Origin of the sequence: Sphingomonas sp. (assembly GCF_004799495.1) — a bacterium.
GTDB lineage: Bacteria > Pseudomonadota > Alphaproteobacteria > Sphingomonadales > Sphingomonadaceae > Sphingomonas.
In genome coordinates, this window is the sequence record NZ_SSMY01000007.1 from 20,864 (window position 1) to 41,154 (window position 20,291).

The 20,291-nt window shown below is 63.4% G+C and carries 12 protein-coding genes and 1 tRNA gene; 9 read left to right on the top strand and 4 right to left on the bottom strand.

Annotation, left to right across the window (positions count from 1 at the left end):
* Positions 1-97 precede the first annotated feature (97 nt).
* The 4 genes from E7773_RS07830 to E7773_RS07845 all read left to right on the top strand — a co-directional run bounded on the left by E7773_RS07830 (position 98) and on the right by E7773_RS07845 (position 8,297).
* Complete coding sequence (locus E7773_RS07830; RefSeq protein ID WP_293990045.1) at positions 98-805, top strand: zinc-ribbon domain-containing protein; 708 nt, start codon at positions 98-100, stop codon at positions 803-805.
* A gap of 90 nt (positions 806-895) precedes the next feature.
* Positions 896-982: transfer RNA gene (locus tag E7773_RS07835), tRNA-Leu, on the top strand.
* A gap of 551 nt (positions 983-1,533) precedes the next feature.
* Complete coding sequence (locus tag E7773_RS07840; RefSeq protein ID WP_293990046.1) at positions 1,534-6,312, top strand: HAMP domain-containing protein; 4,779 nt, start codon at positions 1,534-1,536, stop codon at positions 6,310-6,312.
* Between the two features lie 2 nt (positions 6,313-6,314).
* Positions 6,315-8,297 carry a response regulator gene (locus E7773_RS07845; RefSeq protein WP_293990055.1) on the top strand — a complete coding sequence of 661 codons (1,983 nt, stop codon included), beginning with the start codon at positions 6,315-6,317 and terminating at the stop codon, positions 8,295-8,297.
* Between the two features lie 205 nt (positions 8,298-8,502).
* Here the strand turns inward: E7773_RS07845 and E7773_RS07850 are convergent, their stop codons facing one another.
* The 3 genes from E7773_RS07850 to E7773_RS07860 form a co-directional block, all read right to left on the bottom strand.
* A complete protein-coding gene (locus E7773_RS07850; RefSeq protein WP_293990047.1) occupies positions 8,503-9,990 on the bottom strand; it encodes an ABC transporter permease in 1,488 nt (495 codons plus the stop codon).
* A gap of 1 nt (position 9,991) precedes the next feature.
* Entirely contained in the window at positions 9,992-10,894 is a 903-nt protein-coding gene (locus tag E7773_RS07855; protein WP_293990048.1) for an ATP-binding cassette domain-containing protein, read from the bottom strand.
* A 293-nt stretch (positions 10,895-11,187) separates the two neighbouring features.
* On the bottom strand, positions 11,188-13,221 hold the full coding sequence (locus E7773_RS07860; protein ID WP_293990049.1) for a M13 family metallopeptidase: 2,034 nt from the start codon (positions 13,219-13,221) through the stop codon (positions 11,188-11,190).
* A 193-nt stretch (positions 13,222-13,414) separates the two neighbouring features.
* Between E7773_RS07860 and E7773_RS07865 the strand changes: the two genes are divergently transcribed.
* Positions 13,415-14,257 (top strand): AraC family transcriptional regulator, encoded by an 843-nt coding sequence (locus E7773_RS07865; protein ID WP_293990056.1) that lies wholly within the window; start codon positions 13,415-13,417, stop codon positions 14,255-14,257.
* A 9-nt stretch (positions 14,258-14,266) separates the two neighbouring features.
* Here the strand turns inward: E7773_RS07865 and E7773_RS07870 are convergent, their stop codons facing one another.
* Positions 14,267-15,634, bottom strand: a complete 1,368-nt coding sequence (locus tag E7773_RS07870) for an alpha/beta fold hydrolase (RefSeq protein ID WP_293990050.1) — start codon at positions 15,632-15,634, stop codon at positions 14,267-14,269.
* A 289-nt stretch (positions 15,635-15,923) separates the two neighbouring features.
* On the opposite strand from E7773_RS07870, the gene E7773_RS07875 reads away from it, so the two are divergent.
* From E7773_RS07875 to E7773_RS07885, 4 genes are all read left to right on the top strand, one after another.
* Positions 15,924-16,493 carry a hypothetical protein gene (locus E7773_RS07875; RefSeq protein ID WP_293990051.1) on the top strand — a complete coding sequence of 190 codons (570 nt, stop codon included), beginning with the start codon at positions 15,924-15,926 and terminating at the stop codon, positions 16,491-16,493.
* Between the two features lie 306 nt (positions 16,494-16,799).
* A complete protein-coding gene (locus E7773_RS15565) occupies positions 16,800-17,003 on the top strand; it encodes a hypothetical protein (RefSeq protein ID WP_363130087.1) in 204 nt (67 codons plus the stop codon).
* A gap of 117 nt (positions 17,004-17,120) precedes the next feature.
* The gene (locus E7773_RS07880; RefSeq protein WP_293990052.1) at positions 17,121-18,836 is read left to right on the top strand and encodes a hypothetical protein; all 1,716 of its coding nucleotides are present in this window, start codon (positions 17,121-17,123) and stop codon (positions 18,834-18,836) included.
* Positions 18,833-20,291 (top strand): RHS repeat domain-containing protein (locus E7773_RS07885; protein WP_293990053.1); only part of this gene is annotated, 1,459 nt, incomplete at its 3' end. The genes E7773_RS07880 and E7773_RS07885, both read left to right, overlap by 4 nt.

Here is a 20,291-nt window from a genome sequence, read left to right on the forward strand (position 1 = left end):
GCGGCTTCATCAAGGCAGGAGGCTTGCCGCGTCACGGCGGCTTGCCTAGGAAATGGCTAGCGGGACCAAGGGGAAAGGTACCGCGCGGAAACGCCACATGATCCTCGAATGCCGCCAATGCCATACGCGCTACCTGGTCCCCGACAGCGCGGTCGGGCCCGAAGGCCGCACGGTGCGCTGCGCCAATTGCCGGCATAGCTGGTTCCAGCACCCCGCCGGCGCGGCGCCGCTCGAACTCACCAAGCCCGAGCCCGCCCCGATCGCCGCGCCACCTGCACCAGAGGCCCCGCCGGAGCCGGAACCCACCCCGGCCTATGCCGGCGCCGATCACGATTACGACGCCTTCGCGCACGAGCCGCCCTTCCGCCCGCGCCGCAACCCGGCACGGCGCTGGACGATCGCCGCGATCACCGCGGGCGTGGTGATGCTGATCGCGACGGGGGCGTTGGTGTTCGGCAATTTGCCCAGCTTCGCCTCGATGCTCGGCCTGTCGCTCGGCGGTGAGACTCCGCTCAAGTTCGTCAATCTGAAACGCCCAGACCGCCGCGACTTGCCCAACGGCAGCGAGTTGTTCGCAATCGGCGGACAGGTGAGGAACCCGACCAGCCAGCGCCAGTCGGTCCCCGACATCCGCGCCGAGTTGCGCGATGCGTCGGACCGCCTCGTCTACAGCTGGACGATCAAGCCCGACCAGCGTTCGATCGCGCCCGGCGGCGCCATGAACTTCGACAGCGCCAAGCTCGACGTGCCGAGCAGTTCGAAGACCGTGAAGTTGAGTTTCACGGCGGCCTCCCCCGCAAACTAGGGTCGCGGGCCATTGCGTTCGCGAAAACCCGCTGCTAGGGGCGCTCGCCTGCCAGCCACCGGCCTTGTCCGGCGGCATTCTTCACAGCGTGCGGCCGTGGCGGAACTGGTAGACGCGCAACGTTGAGGTCGTTGTGGGCGAAAGCCCGTGGAAGTTCGAGTCTTCTCGGCCGCACCAAGCAGTTCAAAATCGGAAGTAATTTTCGCCTGCGGGCGAGCTGTCGCTGAAAGCGGCGCAGTTCTGCGGGCTTTTCGCCACTGCTATCTGATGGGGTGCAGTCGGAGAAAGCATTCCTGGCATCGACGCCACCGGCCAATCGGCCCCGCGTCTCTGTTCCAAAAATTCTGACTGCAGTCTGATTTGGCTCAGGAGAACCCGAGCAAGAAGCGCTGTTCGCTCCAGGCAAGCGGCAGCTCGTATGCGAGCAGCGAGCGCGCCGTCACGGACGGCGGTTGGCGGCCTTCGAGTATCGCGGTTACCTGAATGAGTTTCGTCCGCTTTCGGGTGGCGCCAATCTACGGCTGAGCGTCCGAAATTGGGGCGCCTAGCCGACCTTCAAGTTTGCCTAGGTTGCGCGTCGCGCCAATATCGACCGTCAAAGCGCGCACTCACGGCCAAAAATACGGAACCTCGGAACTTTTCGCCAGTATCGCAGTTGCTTCGGCAAGAGCCGGGCGGTGCGTGTATCCGAAGGCGAACGCGCAAACGCGCCTAGAGGGGGATGAAACATGGCGGCACCTAATCGCGACTGCGAGGATCTTCGCGAGAACCTGATCGCGGCGCTCACGCGGTTCCGTGCCGGTGACTTTACCGTTCGCATGCACTTGACGGGTGACCCCCGCGATCGCCAGATCGCCGACCTGTTCAATGAAGTGGCCGCCACCAACGAGGCGATTACCGACGAATTCAAGCGCGTCGCGCGCACGGTGGGCAAGGAAGGTAACATCACGCACCGCGCCCGCGTGAAGGACGCACGCGGCGAGTGGCAGGCCAAACTCGACGCAGTGAACGAGCTGATCGACGACATGGTGCAGCCGATCAACGAGGTCGCTCGTGTGATCGGCGCGGTCGCCGAGGGCGATCTGTCGCAGCACATGGCGGTGCAAATCGACGGCCGCGGGTTGAAGGGCGAATTCCGCCGCATCGGCAAGGTTGTGAACACGATGGTCGACCAGCTCGGCAGTTTCGCATCGGAAGTGACGCGTGTGGCGCGCGAAGTCGGTACTGAGGGGAAGCTGGGCGGTCAGGCCAAGGTGAAGGGTGTCGCCGGCACGTGGAAGGACTTGACCGATAACGTCAACCTCATGGCCGACAATCTGACCGGTCAGGTGCGCAACATCGCCGAGGTGACGACCGCGGTCGCGCGTGGCGACCTGTCGAAGAAGATCACGGTCGACGTGCGCGGCGAAATCCTCGAGCTCAAGAACACGATCAACACGATGGTCGATCAGCTTAACGGGTTCGCCTCGGAAGTGACTCGCGTGGCGCGCGAGGTGGGTACCGAAGGCAATCTGGGCGGCCAGGCCGAAGTGCCCGGAGTCGCCGGCACCTGGGCCGATCTGACCGATAACGTGAACCTGATGGCGGCGAACCTGACCGGTCAGGTGCGCAACATCGCGGAAGTGACCACCGCGGTCGCGCGCGGCGACTTGTCGAAGAAGATTACCGTGGATGTCCGCGGCGAAATCCTCGAGCTCAAGAACACGATCAACACTATGGTCGACCAGCTCAATTCGTTCGCGTCGGAAGTGACCCGCGTGGCGCGCGAGGTCGGCACCGAAGGCCGGCTCGGCGGGCAGGCGCGCGTGGAAGGCGTCGGCGGCACGTGGAAGGACTTGACCGACAACGTCAACGAACTCGCCGCCAATCTGACGGGTCAGGTCCGCAACATCGCCGAAGTGACGACCGCAGTGGCGCGCGGCGACTTGTCAAAGAAGATCACCGTCGACGTGAAGGGCGAAATCCTAGAGCTGAAAAACACCATCAACACGATGGTCGACCAGCTCAATTCGTTCGCTTCGGAAGTGACCCGCGTGGCGCGCGAAGTGGGATCGGAAGGCAAGCTCGGCGGGCAGGCCCAGGTCGAGGGCGTCGCCGGCACCTGGGCTGACCTGACTAGCAACGTGAACGAACTCGCCGCCAACCTGACCGGCCAGGTGCGCAACATCGCCGAAGTGACGACCGCAGTCGCGTCGGGCGACTTGTCGAAGAAGATCACCGTCGACGTGAAGGGAGAAATCCTAGAGCTCAAGAACACCGTCAACACGATGGTCGACCAGCTCAATTCGTTCGCTTCGGAAGTGACCCGCGTGGCGCGCGAAGTCGGCACCGAAGGCAAATTGGGCGGCCAAGCGCAGGTGAAGGGCGTCGCGGGGACTTGGGCCGACCTCACCGACAACGTGAACCTGATGGCCGACAATCTGACGGGCCAGGTCCGCAATATCGCCGACGTCACGACCGCGGTGGCGCGGGGCGACTTGTCGAAGAAGATCACCGTCGACGTGAAGGGCGAGATCCTCGAGCTGAAGAACACAATCAACGTCATGGTCGATCAGCTTAACGGCTTCGCCGGCGAGGTGACTCGCGTCGCCCGCGAAGTCGGCACCGAGGGCAAGTTGGGCGGCCAGGCCGAAGTGCCGGGCGTCGGCGGCATCTGGAAGGACCTGACCGACAACGTCAATCTGATGGCGACCAACCTGACCAACCAGGTGCGCGGCATCGCCGACGTCGTGACCGGCGTGGCACAGGGTAATCTCAACCGCAAGCTGACGCTCGACGCGAAGGGCGAGATCGCGGCGCTGGCCGAGACGATCAACTTCATGATCGAGACGCTGTCGACGTTCGGCGACCAAGTCACCAACATGGCGCGCGAAGTCGGCGTCGAGGGCCGGCTAGGCGGCCAAGCGCGCGTGCCGGGCGCCGCAGGCTTGTGGCGCGACCTGACCGACAACGTGAACCAGCTGGCGGCGAATCTGACCAACCAGGTGCGCTCGATCGCCGACGTGGCGACCGCGGTGACCAAGGGCGACCTGACGCGATCGATCGCCGTCGAGGCCTCGGGCGAAATGGCCGCGCTCAAAGACACGATCAACGAGATGATCCAGAATTTGAAGGATCAGACGCTCAAGAATGCCGAGCAGGACTGGCTGAAGACCAACCTCGCGCGCTTCTCGCGCATGCTGCAGGGCGAACGCGACCTCGCGACCATCTCTAACCTGATCATGACCGAGCTCGCGCCGCTGGTGAATGCGCAATACGGCGTGTTCTACGTCGCGAACGAGAATGACGACCAGCCTGTGCTTGATCTCGTCGCGAGTTATGGCGCAGGTGATCCCGAGGGCATGAAGCAGCGGTTCGCACTGCGCGAGGGACTGATCGGACAAGCCGCGGCCGACAAACGCCCGAAGCGGCTCGACCGCGTCCCCGGCGACTATATCCGAATCGGCTCGGGGCTTGGCGACGGCAAGCCGGCGCACGTCCACATCCTCCCCGCCTTGTTCGAGGAAGAAGTGAAGGCGGTGATCGAGCTCGCCAGCTTCGAGGAGTTCAACGAGACTCACCACAGCTTCCTCACCCAGCTGATGGAAACGGTGGGCATCGTGCTCAACACGATTGCCGCAACGATGCGGACCGAAGAACTGCTCAAGGAATCGCAGCTGCTGACGCAGGAATTGCAAGCGCGCCAGACCGAGCTGACTACCAAGCAGGAGGAACTCCACAACACGAATGAGGAGCTGCAGGAAAAGGCGCAGCTGCTCGAGAACGAAAAGCGCCAGGTCGAGGCGAAGAACTTCGAGATCGACATGGCGCGGCGCGCGATCGAGGAAAAGGCCGAGCAGCTCGCGCTGACTTCCAAATACAAGTCCGAGTTCCTGGCCAACATGAGCCACGAGCTGCGCACGCCGCTCAACTCGCTCCTGATTCTTTCGAAGCTGCTGGCGGACAACCAGCAGGGCAACCTCAATGAAAAGCAGACCGAGTTCGCCCGCACGATCCACTCGGCGGGCACCGACCTCCTAAACCTGATCAACGACATCCTAGATCTGTCGAAGATCGAGAGCGGCACGGTGTCAATCGAGCTCGGCGACATGCCACTCCAGTCGCTCAAGCAGCACATGGAGCGAACCTTCCGCCAGCTCGCGTCGGAAAAGGGGTTGGAGTTCGACGTCGACTTCGACTTGAACCTGCCCGAGTCGATCCGCACCGACGAAAAGCGGCTGCAGCAGGTAGTGCTGAACTTATTGTCCAACGCTTTCAAGTTCACCGCGCAGGGCAAGGTGACACTCGACGTCAGCGTGGCGGAGAGCGGCTGGAGCGATGGACATCCGGTGCTCCGCGACGTCAGCAGCGCGCTGATGATCTCGGTGTCCGACACCGGCATCGGTATCCCCAAGGACAAGCAGATGCTGATCTTCGAGGCCTTCCAGCAGGCCGACGGTACGACCAGCCGCAAATACGGCGGAACCGGCCTGGGCCTGTCGATCAGCCGCGAGATCGCAGGGCTGCTCGGCGGAGAGCTGAAGGTCGCCTCCGAACCCGGCAAGGGTTCGACTTTCACGCTCTATGTGCCAATGCAGGTCGCCGCCGCACCAGTGCTGACGCATCCCACCACCGCCGAAGCGGTCGAAGCTCCAGTGCTGGTCCCCGAACCGGCCGACGACCGCGACAGCGTCGGCAAGGAGCCGTTCGTGTTGATCGTCGAGGACGACCCGGCGTTCGCAACGATTCTGCTCGATGCCGCGCACGACGCGGGGCTGAAGGGTATCATATCGCCGACCGGATCCGGCACCACCGCTCTTGCGCGCAAGATGCAGCCGGTGATGATTACCCTCGACCTAGGTCTGAGCGACATTGACGGCTTCGTGCTGCTTGAACTGCTGCGAACCGATCCGGAGATCGCGGCTATCCCAGTCCATGTCGTATCGGGCGGCGATCGGGCGGACGACGCGCTTGCCATCGGCGCCGCGGGGGTGCTCGACAAGCCCGTCGAGCGGGCGACGCTGATCGAGCTGTTCCGCTCGGCGGCCAAGGCGTCGCCGAAGCCGCTCAAACCCCGAAGCAAGCGCGGCAAAGTCGTCCGCTCGCTGGAAGACCGCCGCATCCTTGTTGTCGACGACGACATTCGCAACATCTACTCGTTGACCAGTGTGCTGGAGGCGCAGGGAGCAAAGGTACTGCACGCCGAACGTGGAGCCGAGGGCATCGCCATCCTTGAGCAGCAGCCCGACATCGACGTCGCCTTGGTCGACATCATGATGCCCGACATGGACGGATACGAGACGATGCAACGCATCCGCGCGAACCCGCGGATCGCCCGAATTCCACTGGTCGCTGTCACTGCGAAGGCAATGAAAGGCGATCGACAGAAATGTCTCGATGCCGGAGCTGACGATTATATCTCCAAACCGGTCGATATTGACCTGCTGCTGGCACTCGTCCGGGTCTGGATTGAGCGTTCCAAACTGGCCGAGGACCGCTCGGCCGGGGAGCGGATGGCCGCCGCTTGACGATGCCCTATCCCGACGTGCGGCCCGACAGCGATGCCGCCAAGATTCTGGTGATCGACGACGACGACCGCAACTTGCTAGCGTTGTCGGAGGTTCTTGCGCCAATCGCGGAGGTGGCGACGGCGGCGTCCGGCCGCGACGCGCTGCGTTTGCTACTGCGCGACGAATTCGCGGTCATCCTGCTCGACGTGTTCATGCCCGGGCTTGACGGCTACGAGACCGCGGCGCTGATCCGACAGCGCGAGCAGACGGCGCGGATTCCGATCATCTTCCTGTCCGCGGTGAATAAGGAAACCGAGCATCTGATGCGCGGATATGAGATGGGCGCGGTCGATTACGTGTTCAAACCCGTCGATCCCATCGTATTGAAATCCAAGGCCCAGGTGTTCGTCGATCTCTACCGTATGCGCCGCCAGGTCGAGCTGCAGGCGCTCGCCGAGCGCGAGTTGCGCGAGGCGCATTATCGTGAGCAGCTTTCCCGCCGCGATGCCGAGCGCCAGCTCGAACATGCCGAGCGTCGTCAGGCGACAATTCTGCGCTCGCTGCCGATGGCGATTTACGAGTTGGAGAATTCGGGCAAGCGGCAGATCGTGGGCGGCGACCTGGCGCAATTTGTCGGCGAGCAACCGGAGGTAGACGTACCGCTCGACTGGGAAGCCCGGGTGCACGAGGCGGACCGCGCGACGTTGACGATATCGCCCGACGACCCCGACTTCGTCACGACTGAATATCGATGGATCGGCGCTGATGGTGTCACGCGTCATATCCTCGACCAGCGGGTGGCGATCAGCGTGCATGGCGAAGCGCGCTGGGCGGGCACCTTACTCGACATTTCCGAACGCAAGAATCTCGAGGCGCGGCTGGTACATCGCGGCAAGCTCGACGCGCTCGGCCAGCTGACCGGCGGCGTCGCGCACGATTTCAACAATCTGCTTGCCGCCGTGCTCGGCGGAATCGACTTGTTGCAAAAACGGGTCGAATTTGGCGCGCGGGAAAGCCGGATCATCGAACAGATGCGCCACGCTTCGGTACGCGGCGCTGAACTGGTTCGGCGCATGATGTCGTTTGCCCGGCAGCAGGAATTGATGCCAACGAGCATCGAGCCTTCGAGCCTCTGCGAGGCAGTAGCGGGACTGGTCGCCCATACGCTGGGCGGCAAGACGTTGGTGGATTGGCGGTGCGCCAATGAGGGCCTCCACCCGTTTGTCGATCGCAGTCAGCTCGAACTCGCATTGATGAACTTGGTGATCAACGCCCGCGACGCGATGCCCGACGGCGGTACCATCCATGTGGCAATCGAAGTGGACGATCACAGTGGCGGCAAGCCGACGCTCGCGATCAGCGTACGCGACGAAGGCGTTGGTATGCCCGAGGCGGTGATGCAACGCGTGACGGAGCCATTTTTCACCACCAAGGAATCGGGAAAGGGCACCGGGCTCGGTCTCGCGATGGTAGCTGGGTTCGTCGAGCAATCCGGCGGCGAGCTACGCTTGGACAGCAAGGAGGGTTTCGGCACGACGGTCACCATGATCCTTCCGGCCACGCGTGAGGGGGTAACGGACATCCCAGATGCAAATGGCCAAGGGCTCGATTGGCTGGCCGGCAAGCGAATGATGCTGGTCGACGACGACGAGCAAGTGCGCATCGTCCTCGCCGAACGCTTTCGCGACGCGGGCGCGGTCGTCGAGGAGTTTGCGGGGGGTGAGGGAGCAATTGACGCGCTCAAGGCGCGTCCCGACGCCTTTGACTTTCTGCTGACAGACTTCGCGATGCCGGGGATCGACGGTCTGGAAACGTTGAGGAAGGCGACGGTATTGGCGCCGACAACTCGTGTGGCGCTGATGACCGGCTATGCCGATGATTTTGAACTTGGGCCAAAGGATCATTTTGCCATCGTTACCAAGCCGCTGAATATCGGGCGGCTCCTTGCGGCGTTCGGTGTCACGAAGAGCCGGCAATTGAAGGCCAGTGAAAGCCCTGGCTGACGCTGCACCAACGATTGGCGGCGGTATTCTCATCTCGGTCGCTGCTAGCGTTTTGCGTACGGAAGCGCAGATGGGGCGGCTATCGAGCGATTGAGAAATGGGGCGCTTGCCGGACGGCCACTTTCAGGAGTTCGGCGGGGTTGGCTGAACGACCGAAATTGAGGCGCAAAACAGACAAAGTACCGATCCGCGTTTGCTCGACCGCCTAGCCGGAACGCCGCATCATCTTCATGATTTCCGCCAGCCCGCGGCGTCCTTCGCCCAGCAAGCTCGCGCGGAACACGCGGCCCAGCAGCACGATCTCGACCAACACAAACGCGGCGAGCAACAGGCCCGACCCGATCACTTCCCAGGTCGGGATGCCGCTGCCGAGCCGCGCCAGCACGGTGAACGGGGTGTAGAGCGGGATCCAGGTCAGCACCGCGACCGCGCCGCCGCCCGATCCGCGCAATATCGCCTGAACGAGCAGGGTGAACGGCATCATGATCAGCAGGATGACGGGCATCAGATACCCTTGCGCGTCGCGCATCGAATCGCTCACCGCGCCGATCGCGAGGAAGATCATCGCCACCATCATATAGCCGGCCACGAAGAAATAGAGGATCGTGAGCACGCTGCCGATCGACGACACCGGCTCCAACGCCGGGCGGATCATGTCGGCGATCGCGCCGTGCGTGGCGTACGCGGCGAACGCCCCGCACGCGGCCCAGGTCAGCACCATCGACAGTCCGACCGCCACCGTGCCGACCAGCTTGCCGTACATCAGCTCGTTCGGCGACACGCAGGCGAGCACGGTTTCGAGCAATTTGTTGCTCCGCTCCTCGACCGAGCCCTGCAGCATCCAGCTGCCCGACAGCACCAGCGACATCAGCAGGATATAGGCGCAGGCGAGCGGCAGGATCGACCGAATCAGCATCCGTTCGCGCCCGCCGCCCGCCTTGGGCGTCGTGACCTGGATCGCGGGGACGATCAGATTGGCGCTTGCGGCGGTCGCGGGCGGTGTGCCCGCATTGGCCAGGAAGCGCACGCGCAGATCGGGGGTCAGCACATCGTCCAGCAGCGCCATCATCGATGCGCGCGGCGCGCCGTTCGCCCATATTCGGATCGCCGGCGACGCGCCGAAATCGTGCGGGATCAACACGACATAATCGACCGGCTTGCGATTCGATTTGCCGCCGGGGCGCAGATAAGAATCGAGCGCCGCATCGAGCCCGGCGGGCGCGGTCGCGACCAGCGCGGGCGGTGTGGCGACGATACGATAGTCGGGGTCGGGCGCTTCGAACCGGTCGGCATCGTCCTTCGACACGCGCGCGATCTTCGCAAGCGCCGCCTTCGATCCACCCGCCGCAACGAAGCTGGCGACCTCGGCATCGGTGTACCAATGGTCCTGCTGCGCCCAGGACGCCGCCGGGTCGGCGCGTTGCAGGTCGTGGCGGCGGACATAGCGCGCCAGCGCGTCGAGCGTGACGCGCTGGTTGTCCAGGTCAACGCGCTGGGCAATCCGGTTTGCGGTCGTGCCGCCGGCCTGGTCGATCACCATGACGCTGTCGGTATCGGACTTGTCGAGATAGCTGGACGCGACCGGGCCGAGCGCGATGGCGAGCGGCAGGATGATGAGCGTCAGCCAGAAGCTGCGCGTCATCGCGATCTGGCGGAATTCGCGAATGGCGACGAGGCGGACGTGCTGGAACATGTTACCGGCCCTCCGCGCCGCCGACGATGTGCAGGAAAACGTCGTGCAGGCTCGGCTGGCGCTGATCGAAGCGGCGCAGCGCGAAGCCTCGCTCGGTGCACTGTTCGAGCAGGTCGGCGGGGTCGGCACCGGGGGCCAGGCGCACTGCCCATTCCCCCCAATCGCCGTCCGTGCCCGTCTGGTGCGCGTCCACGACACCGGCCAGCGCAGCGGGCGACGCCCTGGCGCTCAGCACCAACTGCACGGGCAAGGTCGCGCGCGCCTCGTCCTGCGTTCCCTCGAACAGCTTCTTGCCGCGCCCGAGAAACAGCAGGCGGTCGCACAGCCGCTCGGCGTGCTGCATCACGTGGGTCGAGAACACCACCGCCGCGCCGTCCTTCGCCGCGCGGACGATTTCGCCCTCGAGCAAGCCCTGGTTGACCGGATCGAGCCCGGAGAAGGGTTCGTCGAGGATCAGCAGGCGCGGCCGGTTGACCACCGCGGTCGCCAACTGAACCTTCTGCGCCATCCCCTTCGACAATTTGTCGACCGGCGTCTTGGCGGACGCGGCCAGCCCGAACCGTTCGAGCAGCACGCTGCCCTCCGCCCGCGCGGCGGCGGCGGGCATGCCCTTCAGCCGCCCGAAATAGACGATCGTGTCGATCGCGGTCATCGATTTATACAATCCGCGCTCTTCGGGCAGAAAGCCGAGCCCCGCGCTGTGGGCACGGCCTGGGGCGCGGCCGAGCACCGAAATCGACCCGGCATCGGGCCGCAATATGTCGAGCACCATGCGCAGCGACGTCGTCTTGCCCGCGCCGTTGCCGCCCAGGAACCCGAACACCTCGCCGGGGACGACCGCGAAACTCAAGTCGTCGACCGCGGTGAAGTCGCCAAAGCGCTTGACCACGCCGTCCAACCGCAATGCTTCCACTTATGTACGCCCCCGACTCGGCACGAAATCCCGTTCCGTGCACCACATGACCATATCACCAAGGTTGGTGATATCCCGACAAATCCTTATCCGACAATCGCTTCCATCGATGGATCGCGCCGCTCGACATATTGCCGCCAGGATAGCAATGCCGGAATGTCGGGCCGTAGGCTCGGCGAATTGCCTTCCTCGCAATAATTGACCGGCGGGCACGGCGCGGTCGAAAACTACGCGGGACGTAGGCGAAATGGGTGGCCAGGCCCGAATTGGGCAGCCACGCAACATCACCAGATATGCACCCGGTCCGCCGGCGCCAGGTACAATTTATCGCCCGGCTGGATGTTAAACGCCCTGTACCAAGGGTCGAAATTACGGACGACGCCGTTGACGCGATACTGGCCGGGCGAATGGACGTCGCCGAGCAGCTTCTGCCGCTGAAGATCGTCCCGCACCTTGACCTGCCACGCCTGGGCATAGGCGAGGAAGAAGCGCTGGTCGCCAGTCAGCCCGCCGATCACCTTCGCCTTGCCATGCTTGGCCTGGTACCGCTGATAGGCGGTATAAGCCGTCTCCATCCCGCTCAGGTCGCCGATATTCTCGCCGAGCGTCAGCTTGCCGTTGATCTTGGTGCCGGGGACCGGCTCATATTGGTCGTATTGCGCAGCAAGTGCGGAGGTGTGCGCGACATAGGCCTTCTTCGACGCGTCGCTCCACCAATTCTCGAACTTGCCGGTTGGGCCGAACCGGCTGCCCTGGTCGTCGAAGCCGTGCCCCATTTCATGGCCGATAATCGCGCCGATCGCGCCGTAATTGACGGCGGCGTCGGCGTTCGGGTCGAAATAGGGCGGCTGCAGGATCGCTGCGGGAAAGGTGAGTTGGTTGGCGAGCGGGCTGTAATAGGCATTCACCGTCTGCGGCGTCATGCCCCACAAAGTGCGATCGACCGGCCTGGTGTAGCGCGACAAGGCTAGTCGATGCTGGAAATCGGCGGAGCGCATCGCTGTGCCGAGCAAGTCGTCGCGATCGACCCGGAGCGAACTGTAGTCGATGTAATTGACGGGATGGCCGATCCGCGGCTCGAACGCCGCCAGTTTGGCGAGCGCCGCTTTCTTCGTCGGATCGTCCATCCAAGCGGACGCGCTGATCTTCTCGGCATAGGCGGCGCGCAAATTCTCGACCAACTCGGTCATCTTCGCCTGGCTCGATGCCGGGAAATATCTCTGCACGTAGATCTTGCCGACGGCTTCGCCGAGCACGGCGTTCACCAACTGCACGCCGCGCTTCCAACGATCGGGCTTGGCCTTCACGCCCCCCAGCGTGCGCGAATAGAAATCGAATTGCGCATCGTCGAACACCTTGGGCAACAGGACCGACCGGTCGCCGATGAAGTGAAACGTCAGATAGTTCTTCCACGTCTGGAGCGGGGTCGCGGTCATGATCCTGCCCATCGCGGTCAGCGCGGTGTTGTTCGCCATCAACACGGTCGGCGTGTTGTCGAACCCGGAGGTCTTGAGTAGCAGCGCCCAGTCAAAATCGGGTGCCTCGGCCTTCAAACCCGCGAGCGTTTCGGGGGCGTTCAACTTGGCGAGGTCGCGACTTTGCTCGGGCGACCATTGCTCCTTGGCCATCGCAGTCTCGAGCGCGAAGATCGCATCCGCCTTGGCGCCGGCATCGGGAATGCCGGCAAGCCCCAGCATCTTCGCGATATAGGCTTTGTAGGCGGCGCGAATCGTATCGTATTTTTCGCCCTCCAGCAGGTACATATCGCGCGGCATTCCCAGCCCGCCCTGGCCCACGACGGTCGTGTAGTGGGTCGGGTCCGCAAGGTTGGGGATCGATCCGATCGAAAGCGGGGAGGCATAGCCGGTCGTCGCGAACAGCGTCTGCAACCCGGTCAAATCGTTCACCGCTGCAATCCGCGCGAGATAGGGTTGGAGCGGCGCAGTCCCCTTCGCTTCGATCGCGGCTTCATTCATCCAGCTCGCGTAGAAATCGCCGATCTGTTTGCCAGTTGCACCATACGCCGCGGGGTTCGCTGCCATGTCGTCCAGCAAGGCATGAATATCCGCCTCGGCATTGTCGGCGAGCTGGTTTCCATATCCTACCGCGCCCTTGTCGGCGGGAATTTCCGTCCGCTTAGCCCAGGCGCCGTTCGCGTAGCTCCAGAAATCGTCTCCCGGACGAACGCTTCTGTCTTCCGACGTCAGGTCGACTCCGAACGCGCCGTATTTCGGCTTGGTGACCTGCCCGACCGTCGGAAGGGCGATCGCGAGCGCGGCCGCCCCGGCGGTCAGGCGGATCAATGTAACGGATTTCATTCGAAAAACTCCTAGCGCTTGTCGGCGTGGGCCTAAGCGGCTTTGCGGATTTCGACTTGTTAGATTTTGCGTGTTTCGTCAGACTGAGAGCCAAATCGATATTGGCTTGGAACGATTGGGCCAGAACTGTGTGCGCATCTGATGGGCAAAGCGCTTTTCGCCAGCGGCGAGGGATCGGCGCGCCGTGATCGAGATGGTCGAAATGCGCCGCCACGGGGCAGGGTCGGCTAGTCCGTTATCGGGCAAGTTCGTGGTGTCGGCGCTGCCGCCGGGCGAGAGCGCGGTGCAGTCGTCGTCGCCCTCGATCAAGGTGGTCATAGAGGGCGAGGAGATCCACGAGATCGACGGTCGCCCCTACGTGGTGCGACCCGGCCAGATGCTGTTGGTCGATCGTGGCGCGCCGTCGCGCGCAACCGTGCGGCGCAATCAGCAGACGCTGGGCTTGTGCGTTTATCTGCCGTGGAGAGGTGACGATGGATTCGATCCGAACCTGCTCTTGCCGCGCGCGATCCTGCAAGCGACCGACTCCAACCCGCTCGGCCGGCTGATCGCGGATTATGCCGCGCGCTTGCATCGAGCGCCCGGCGACGCCCAGCTACCTGCCGCGATGATGGCGCAGGTGAACGCGTCGCTGGACGGCGTGCTGTCCAGTGCAGGACAGTCGATCGGCGCGTTGGAGGTGAAGAAAGCTTCGACGCGCCAGGAAATCTATCATCGCCTCGAAATCGCGCGGGCGCTTCTCCACGAGAATATCGACCGGGCCGTGCCGCTCGACGAATTGGCGCGCACGGCCGGCTTGTCGGGGTTTCATCTGACGCGCTATTTCGCCGCCGCCTATGGCGCGCCGCCGGCACGCTATCATCGCACGCTACGGCTCGACCGGGCGGCACAGCGTTTGCGCTGCACCAATCTGGCGATCACCGAAGTCGCGCTGGACGCGGGTTACGCCGAACTGAGCGCGTTCACCCATGCCTTTCGTCGCGAATTTGGCTGCCCGCCGACCGCTATCGAACGCCCTCGCACGCGCCTTTCCTGAAGCGCGTAGTTAGGGCGCCGTCGGCCGTGCAACTGGCGAAGCGAAGCTTCGGACCCGTACGGGAGGGCTCGCCATGCTGTCGCGGATCCACGCGATGATCGGTTCCAGCACTTTCGGGTTGAACATCCCGAACTTCAGCCCCCCGGCCGCCATGTTGCGCCGGCGAAACGCGTCGCGGTCACCGACCAAATCCATCGCGTGCATGGTATCGAGGACCGACACGAACCGCGCTGTCCCGGGTCGATACCAATTGACGACCTCCGCTATCATGCGTTGATCGGTGTCGAACAACGCGACTTCGTCGCTTGCGCCGTAAAGCGACAGCACGTTGCTCTTGGTGTCGCGCCACGCCTTGATCAGCGGCAGTCCAGGCAGGTCCTGCGCGAAAACATAGCTTCGGCCGAACGCGTGGGCGCCCCCGTCCCACCCGACCATCTCGCGCAGCGCCTGCCCCGCGGCCGGATCGGCTGCCGCGATCCGCTCGGGGGACCAGCGATCGACGTAGAAATGACGTAGCGTCGCGGCCCGCATCGCGTATTTCGCTTCCTCCTCCGCCGGATCGGCGCCGTTGATCAGGAAGTTCTGGTAAATGGCGAGATCGTTCGAATAGGCCGCCCAATCCTTGAGCACGGTGCCATAGACTGCGACCCCGCGCGGCGCGTTCTCCGCCGCCAGCATCGGCGCCTGAAGCCCGCCGAGTGAATGGCCGTAGAGGAAGATGCGATCGGGCGAGATGCCGAGGTCCTGGACCAGATGGCGGTACGCCGTGCGATACGCGTCGAGTTCGGTCGCATAATCGATGTCTTCGCAACGCACCCCGCCCCGACTGTCGCCCATCCCGGGCTTCTCGACGCGGTAGAAGCCGATGCCGGCGTCGGCGAACCCCTTGGCCAGTCCGCCGTAAAGGCCGAATGGATCCCCCGCCTCGATGCTGGCGCAGGTGTAACCCTGCAAAAAGAACACGACCGGTGCGTCGGGCTTACCGGCAGGCATAACCAAGATGTCGCGAATGGCTCCGCCCTTGAAGCCGTAAGCGCCATATTTGACCGTCGCGTTGGCGTAGCTTTCAAACGGGCGCGACGCGGCCTTGCCGCTCACGGTTCGACTGGCGCCACCGCGCCGATAGTCGATCCGGATCGGATCGCCGCCGCGCAGCGGCTCCATCGCGCGGACGACCGCGAGCGGATTATCCGTCGGCTGGCCGTCGATCGATACGATGATATCGCCCGTGGTGATGCCGAGTTGCTGCGCGGTCGCACCCGGCAGCACCTCGAGGATCGCGACGCCGCCCGTGGCAGGGCCGAGTTTCGCGCCGAGCGTAGCGCGGCGCGGCAACGCTTGTGCGTGGAGGGGCGTGCACGCGAACGCGAGAGCCAAGCCAGCAACGATTAAGCACGCTTGAGAGATGGTTTTCATACGCTCAGCATACCCGCCCTGAACTGCAGCGTCCTTGCTGAATCTTGCGCGTTTTAGTCGATTTTCCGCATCCTCGCACGATCAAATGACCGAGCGTCATCGGCCACGCGCCGAGCGCGCTCGTGTGGCTCATTGGCCTTTGCATCGGAGCGATGACTAGCTGGGCAGGATGGCAAGCCGGCAAACGTCAGAGGGCGCCGCTCACAGTTGAACCACAGCTCGCATCCTAACGGTACGGTCTGGCGCCACGATGAAACCGTTCGATTTCGTGTTCGGACTGATCTCCGTGATCACGTCCCTAGCTCTGACTCACCTCGTCGCTGGAATTGTTGCCCTAATCCGGAACGGCGCAAATGTGACGTTCTCCTGGCGACACGCAGCATGGACGTGGGTTGCCTTCGCCTTGGTCGTCGGAAATTGGGCGTCCTTCTGGCAATTGCACACGATCGAGACGTGGCCTTTTCATCGCATCATGATCGGACTTGCGTTCATGATCAGCTTCTATGCTTTTTGTGCGCTGGTCATCCCAGAGGTCGTTCGCGGCCAGCCACTCAATCTCGGCGAATTCCACGAACACGAGGGAAGGCGGTACATAATTGCCCACATTATCTTTGCTGGTTTGGCGATGATTCAATTGGCCCTTCCCACGACCAGCTTTATGGGCTGGCTGCTTGCGGCACGCTTTGCGCTGCTAGCGTCGTTGCTGAGCTTCGTGGCGCTGTTCACGCGGAGAGTGTGGCTTCAAGCCGTGGCAGCGATATCATTAGCCGTCCTGTCCACCTACGTCATGGTTAGCCTGACGAGCGTCGTGGCAAGCTGAGAGAGCCGCACGGACCGTTTGATTGTAGGTTACCTGCGTAACGACCGCTTTTGAGGAGCGCCGCGCCACCCCAGAACGGTCGAATTTGGGGCGCATAGCCGTCGATGGATATCCGGTGCGACGGCGTGAAAGGACTGAGGCCGATCGGAATCGGCAGTTATCCCCAGAAAACGACGCGCGAGAACGGGCGGGCGGCTAAAGCTCTGTTGTAACGTTGGATTTCGGCCTGCATTCTTCCTTGTGGGGGAATACGAGATGAGCCGCAAGAAGGTTTGGCTTCTGTCGTCGATTGCTACGATACTCGTCATGGGTAGCGCGGCCGCTGCGCAGGAGACGACGACATACACATACGACGCGCTTGGCCGACTGACCGGCAGCTCCATCAGCGGCGGCCCCAATAGCAGTCGCGTCACGGGGACTTGCTTTGACGCGGCGGGAAATCGCACGAGATACGACGTCGCGACGACCGTCCCCGCGGCGTGCCCGACACCCACTCCAACGCCTACGTAACGCATAGTCGCGGTCTTTCTGAACAATTGAATACGTTGGATGTGGGGGTGAGCGTTTGGGAAACGCGGTTTCGAAATTAGTCGTCGGTATCGCCAGCGTGGCGCTTTGCCTTACAATGTGTCGACCCCCGGCGGTGTCAACATATCTGATGGCTATTTCTCGGGGCAGGTGACCGACCTGTCGATCGGAACGCTGAAGCTCGATCGGTTCGCGCTCGCGCCATCCAAGTTGCCGGTCAATGACCCCTATTTCGGGTTGGGCATCACCAACAATTTCGACATCTATGTCGCACCCAATTTCATCAAGGCAATCGGCCCGCCGGCACCCCGTGCTGCGGAATATCATCCGATCGTACACCTCGGACAAGGCGCCAGCGGGGTATATCTACAAAGCTCGCCGACGAGCACGACCATCGGGAGCTTCAACAGGGAAGCGGACAGCGGCATTCTGGCGCTAGTCGGCGGCGCGTACGTGTACACCGATAGCAGCGGCACGATCTATACGTTCAACCCCTCGGTTCAGGCCGGCGGCGGGTCGGGCGTCTATTCCCAGCGAATCGACAACATCCTCTACCCCGACGGCCGCCGCGAGACGTTCAGCTACGATACCAACAAGCTGCTGAAGATGGTCAGCGACACGGCCGGCTACGCGATCGTGTTCGACTATAATTCGGATGGCGACGTGGCCGCCGCGTGCGGTTTCAATTTGTCCCAGGACTACGTCACGGCGTCATCGACCTGTTCAGGTGCGGCACTCAAGACGACCTACACCTATACGTCGAAGCTGCTGACCGGCGTCACCGACGTCATGGGCCAGACGACAACCTATTCGCATTCGACCGGCATTGGTTACGGCAATCCGATCACGTGCGTCATGCCGCCGGGGTACACGATCTGCAAGATCGCAAATGCCGAAGTGCCGCGCATCGGGACGCAGACGTTAGCCGACGGCAGTATCTGGCAACTCGCTTACGATATTACTTGTGTGCCCGACCCGGATTTTCCCGAAGCTTCGAACGATGGATCCTGCTCGGTGGATGTGACCGATCCCAATAATAAGGTATCGCATTACGGATTCACCAAATCGTCGCCAGGGGTGGTCGTCGACGCCAACGGCAAGACGACTTGGTACAAGTGGACGGGTTCCAACCTGAACGACGTTCTGAACTACGATCAGACGCCCAACGGACCCTACCTCATCGAGGTCGATTATCCCGAAGGCGACAAATATTTTGCCGAGTACAATGGGCCTTGGAACGCGATCAGCAAGGCGACGCGGCGGTCCAAAACGGGAAGCACCTCGACCGACCTGGTCGAAGAGTGGGGATATGCTGGGTGCTACGCCCCAAATACCCTGCAGAATTGCGGCAAGCCGATCTGGAAGAAGGATGCCAAGGGCAATCAGGCCGACTATGCCTATTACGCCTGGGGCGGCACGCAATGGGAGATGCCGCCGGCACCAAGTGCGGGTGCGGCACGGCCACTCAAACTCTACACCTATGTCCAGAAATACGCGTACGTGAAGGATTCGGGCGGATCGCTGATAGCGGCCGCCACGCAGATCTGGGTGCCGGACACGATAACCGAGTGCCAGACCGTATCGGGAAGCGGAAACGGCACGCCGGTGTGCGACACGTCCGCGCCGCAACGCGTCACCGCCTACGAATATGCCACCAGCGCCGTCGCCAACAACCTCTTGCCGCGCGGCATGACGGTCACGGCCTATGTCGGGAGCACGCTGACGACGCTGCGCACCTGCTACGGCTATGACCCGCGCGGGCGAAAGATCAGCACGACGACGCCGGGCGCCGGCCTGACGGGGTGCCCGCTATGAGGGCGTTCCTCCGCCTGCTGGTCGGGGTCGTCGCGCTCGCGCTGCCCGGCGCCGCCTTGGCGCAGGCCAGCGCCTCGGCGTACACGGCCGCGGTCCGGTACGACGACATGAACCGAGTGACCGGGACGATCGCGCCCGATGCCGATGGCGTGTCCCCATACAGTTATGCGGCGACGCGGACGACCTATGACGACGTGAACCGCAAGGTGACGGTGGAGACCGGTGCGCTGTCCACGTGGCAATCCGAATCCGTCGCGCCGTCGGCCTGGACCGGCTTCACGCTCTTCACCAAGGTCGAGACGCAGAACGACCTGCTCGACCGCAAGTCGGTGGTGACCTTGTGGGGGTGGGATGCGAGCCTCAGCACCCCCGCCTGGGTCGAAAAGTCGGTCACGCAATACAGCTATGACCCGGTCGGCCGCGCCGAGTGCAGCACGGTCCGGATGGATTCCTCGACGTGGAGCGCGCTGCCGGCATCGGCGTGCACGCTCGCCACCTCGGGCACCGCGCCGGAACCCGACCGCATCACGAAGACCGTGTACGACGATGCCGGGCAGGTGCTGAAGGTGGTGAAGGCGCTCGGCACGCCGCTGCAACAGGATTACGTCACCTATACCTACAGCGACAACGGCAAGCCGCTGACCGTCAAGGACGCCGACGGCAATGTCGCGGGCTATACCTATGACGGGTTCGACCGGATGGTGGCGTGGGCGTTCCCGTCGAAGACGACGACCGGCGCGATCGCGCCGTGCACCTTGGGCAGCATCACCGAGACGACCGATGCGTTCGGCGTGCTCGTCACTGGCCCGAGCGGCGCGCCCGTCGCCGGGGACGATTGCGAACGCTATTCGTACGACCGCGACGGCAACCGGACCAAGCTGGTCAAGCGCGACGCGCGCGCCTTCACCTACAATTACGACGCGCTCAACCGCCCGATCGTGAAGACGGTGCCGGGCGCGTGCGTGACGGGGTTCGCGTGCACGACCCCGCCCACGTCGGCGGTGCGCGACGTCTATTACGGGTACGACGTGCGCGGGGAGCAGCTGTATGCGCGGTTCGATTCGGCGACCGGCACCGACACGGTCGACACCGTCTATGACGGGTTCGGGCGGGCGAGCTCGCAGACGGTCGCGATGGGCGGGGTGAACCGGACGGTAAACTTCGGCTACGACCTGGAGAGCAACCGCAAGCGGCTGAGCTTCCCCGACAGCGTGTTCTTCATGTACAACTACGACCAGCTCGCACGCCTGTATCTGGTTCGGCTGGGCAACACGACATCGATCGCTTCGATGACCTACGACGCGCAGGGCCGCCCGTGGACCGAAACGCGCGGGAGCGTGGTGACGACATTCGGCTACGATTTAGTATCGCGGCTGGCGAGTCTCGACGACAATCTGTCGGGGACGGCGGGGGACCAGACGAGCACGTACGGGTACAACCTCGCGAGCCAGCTGG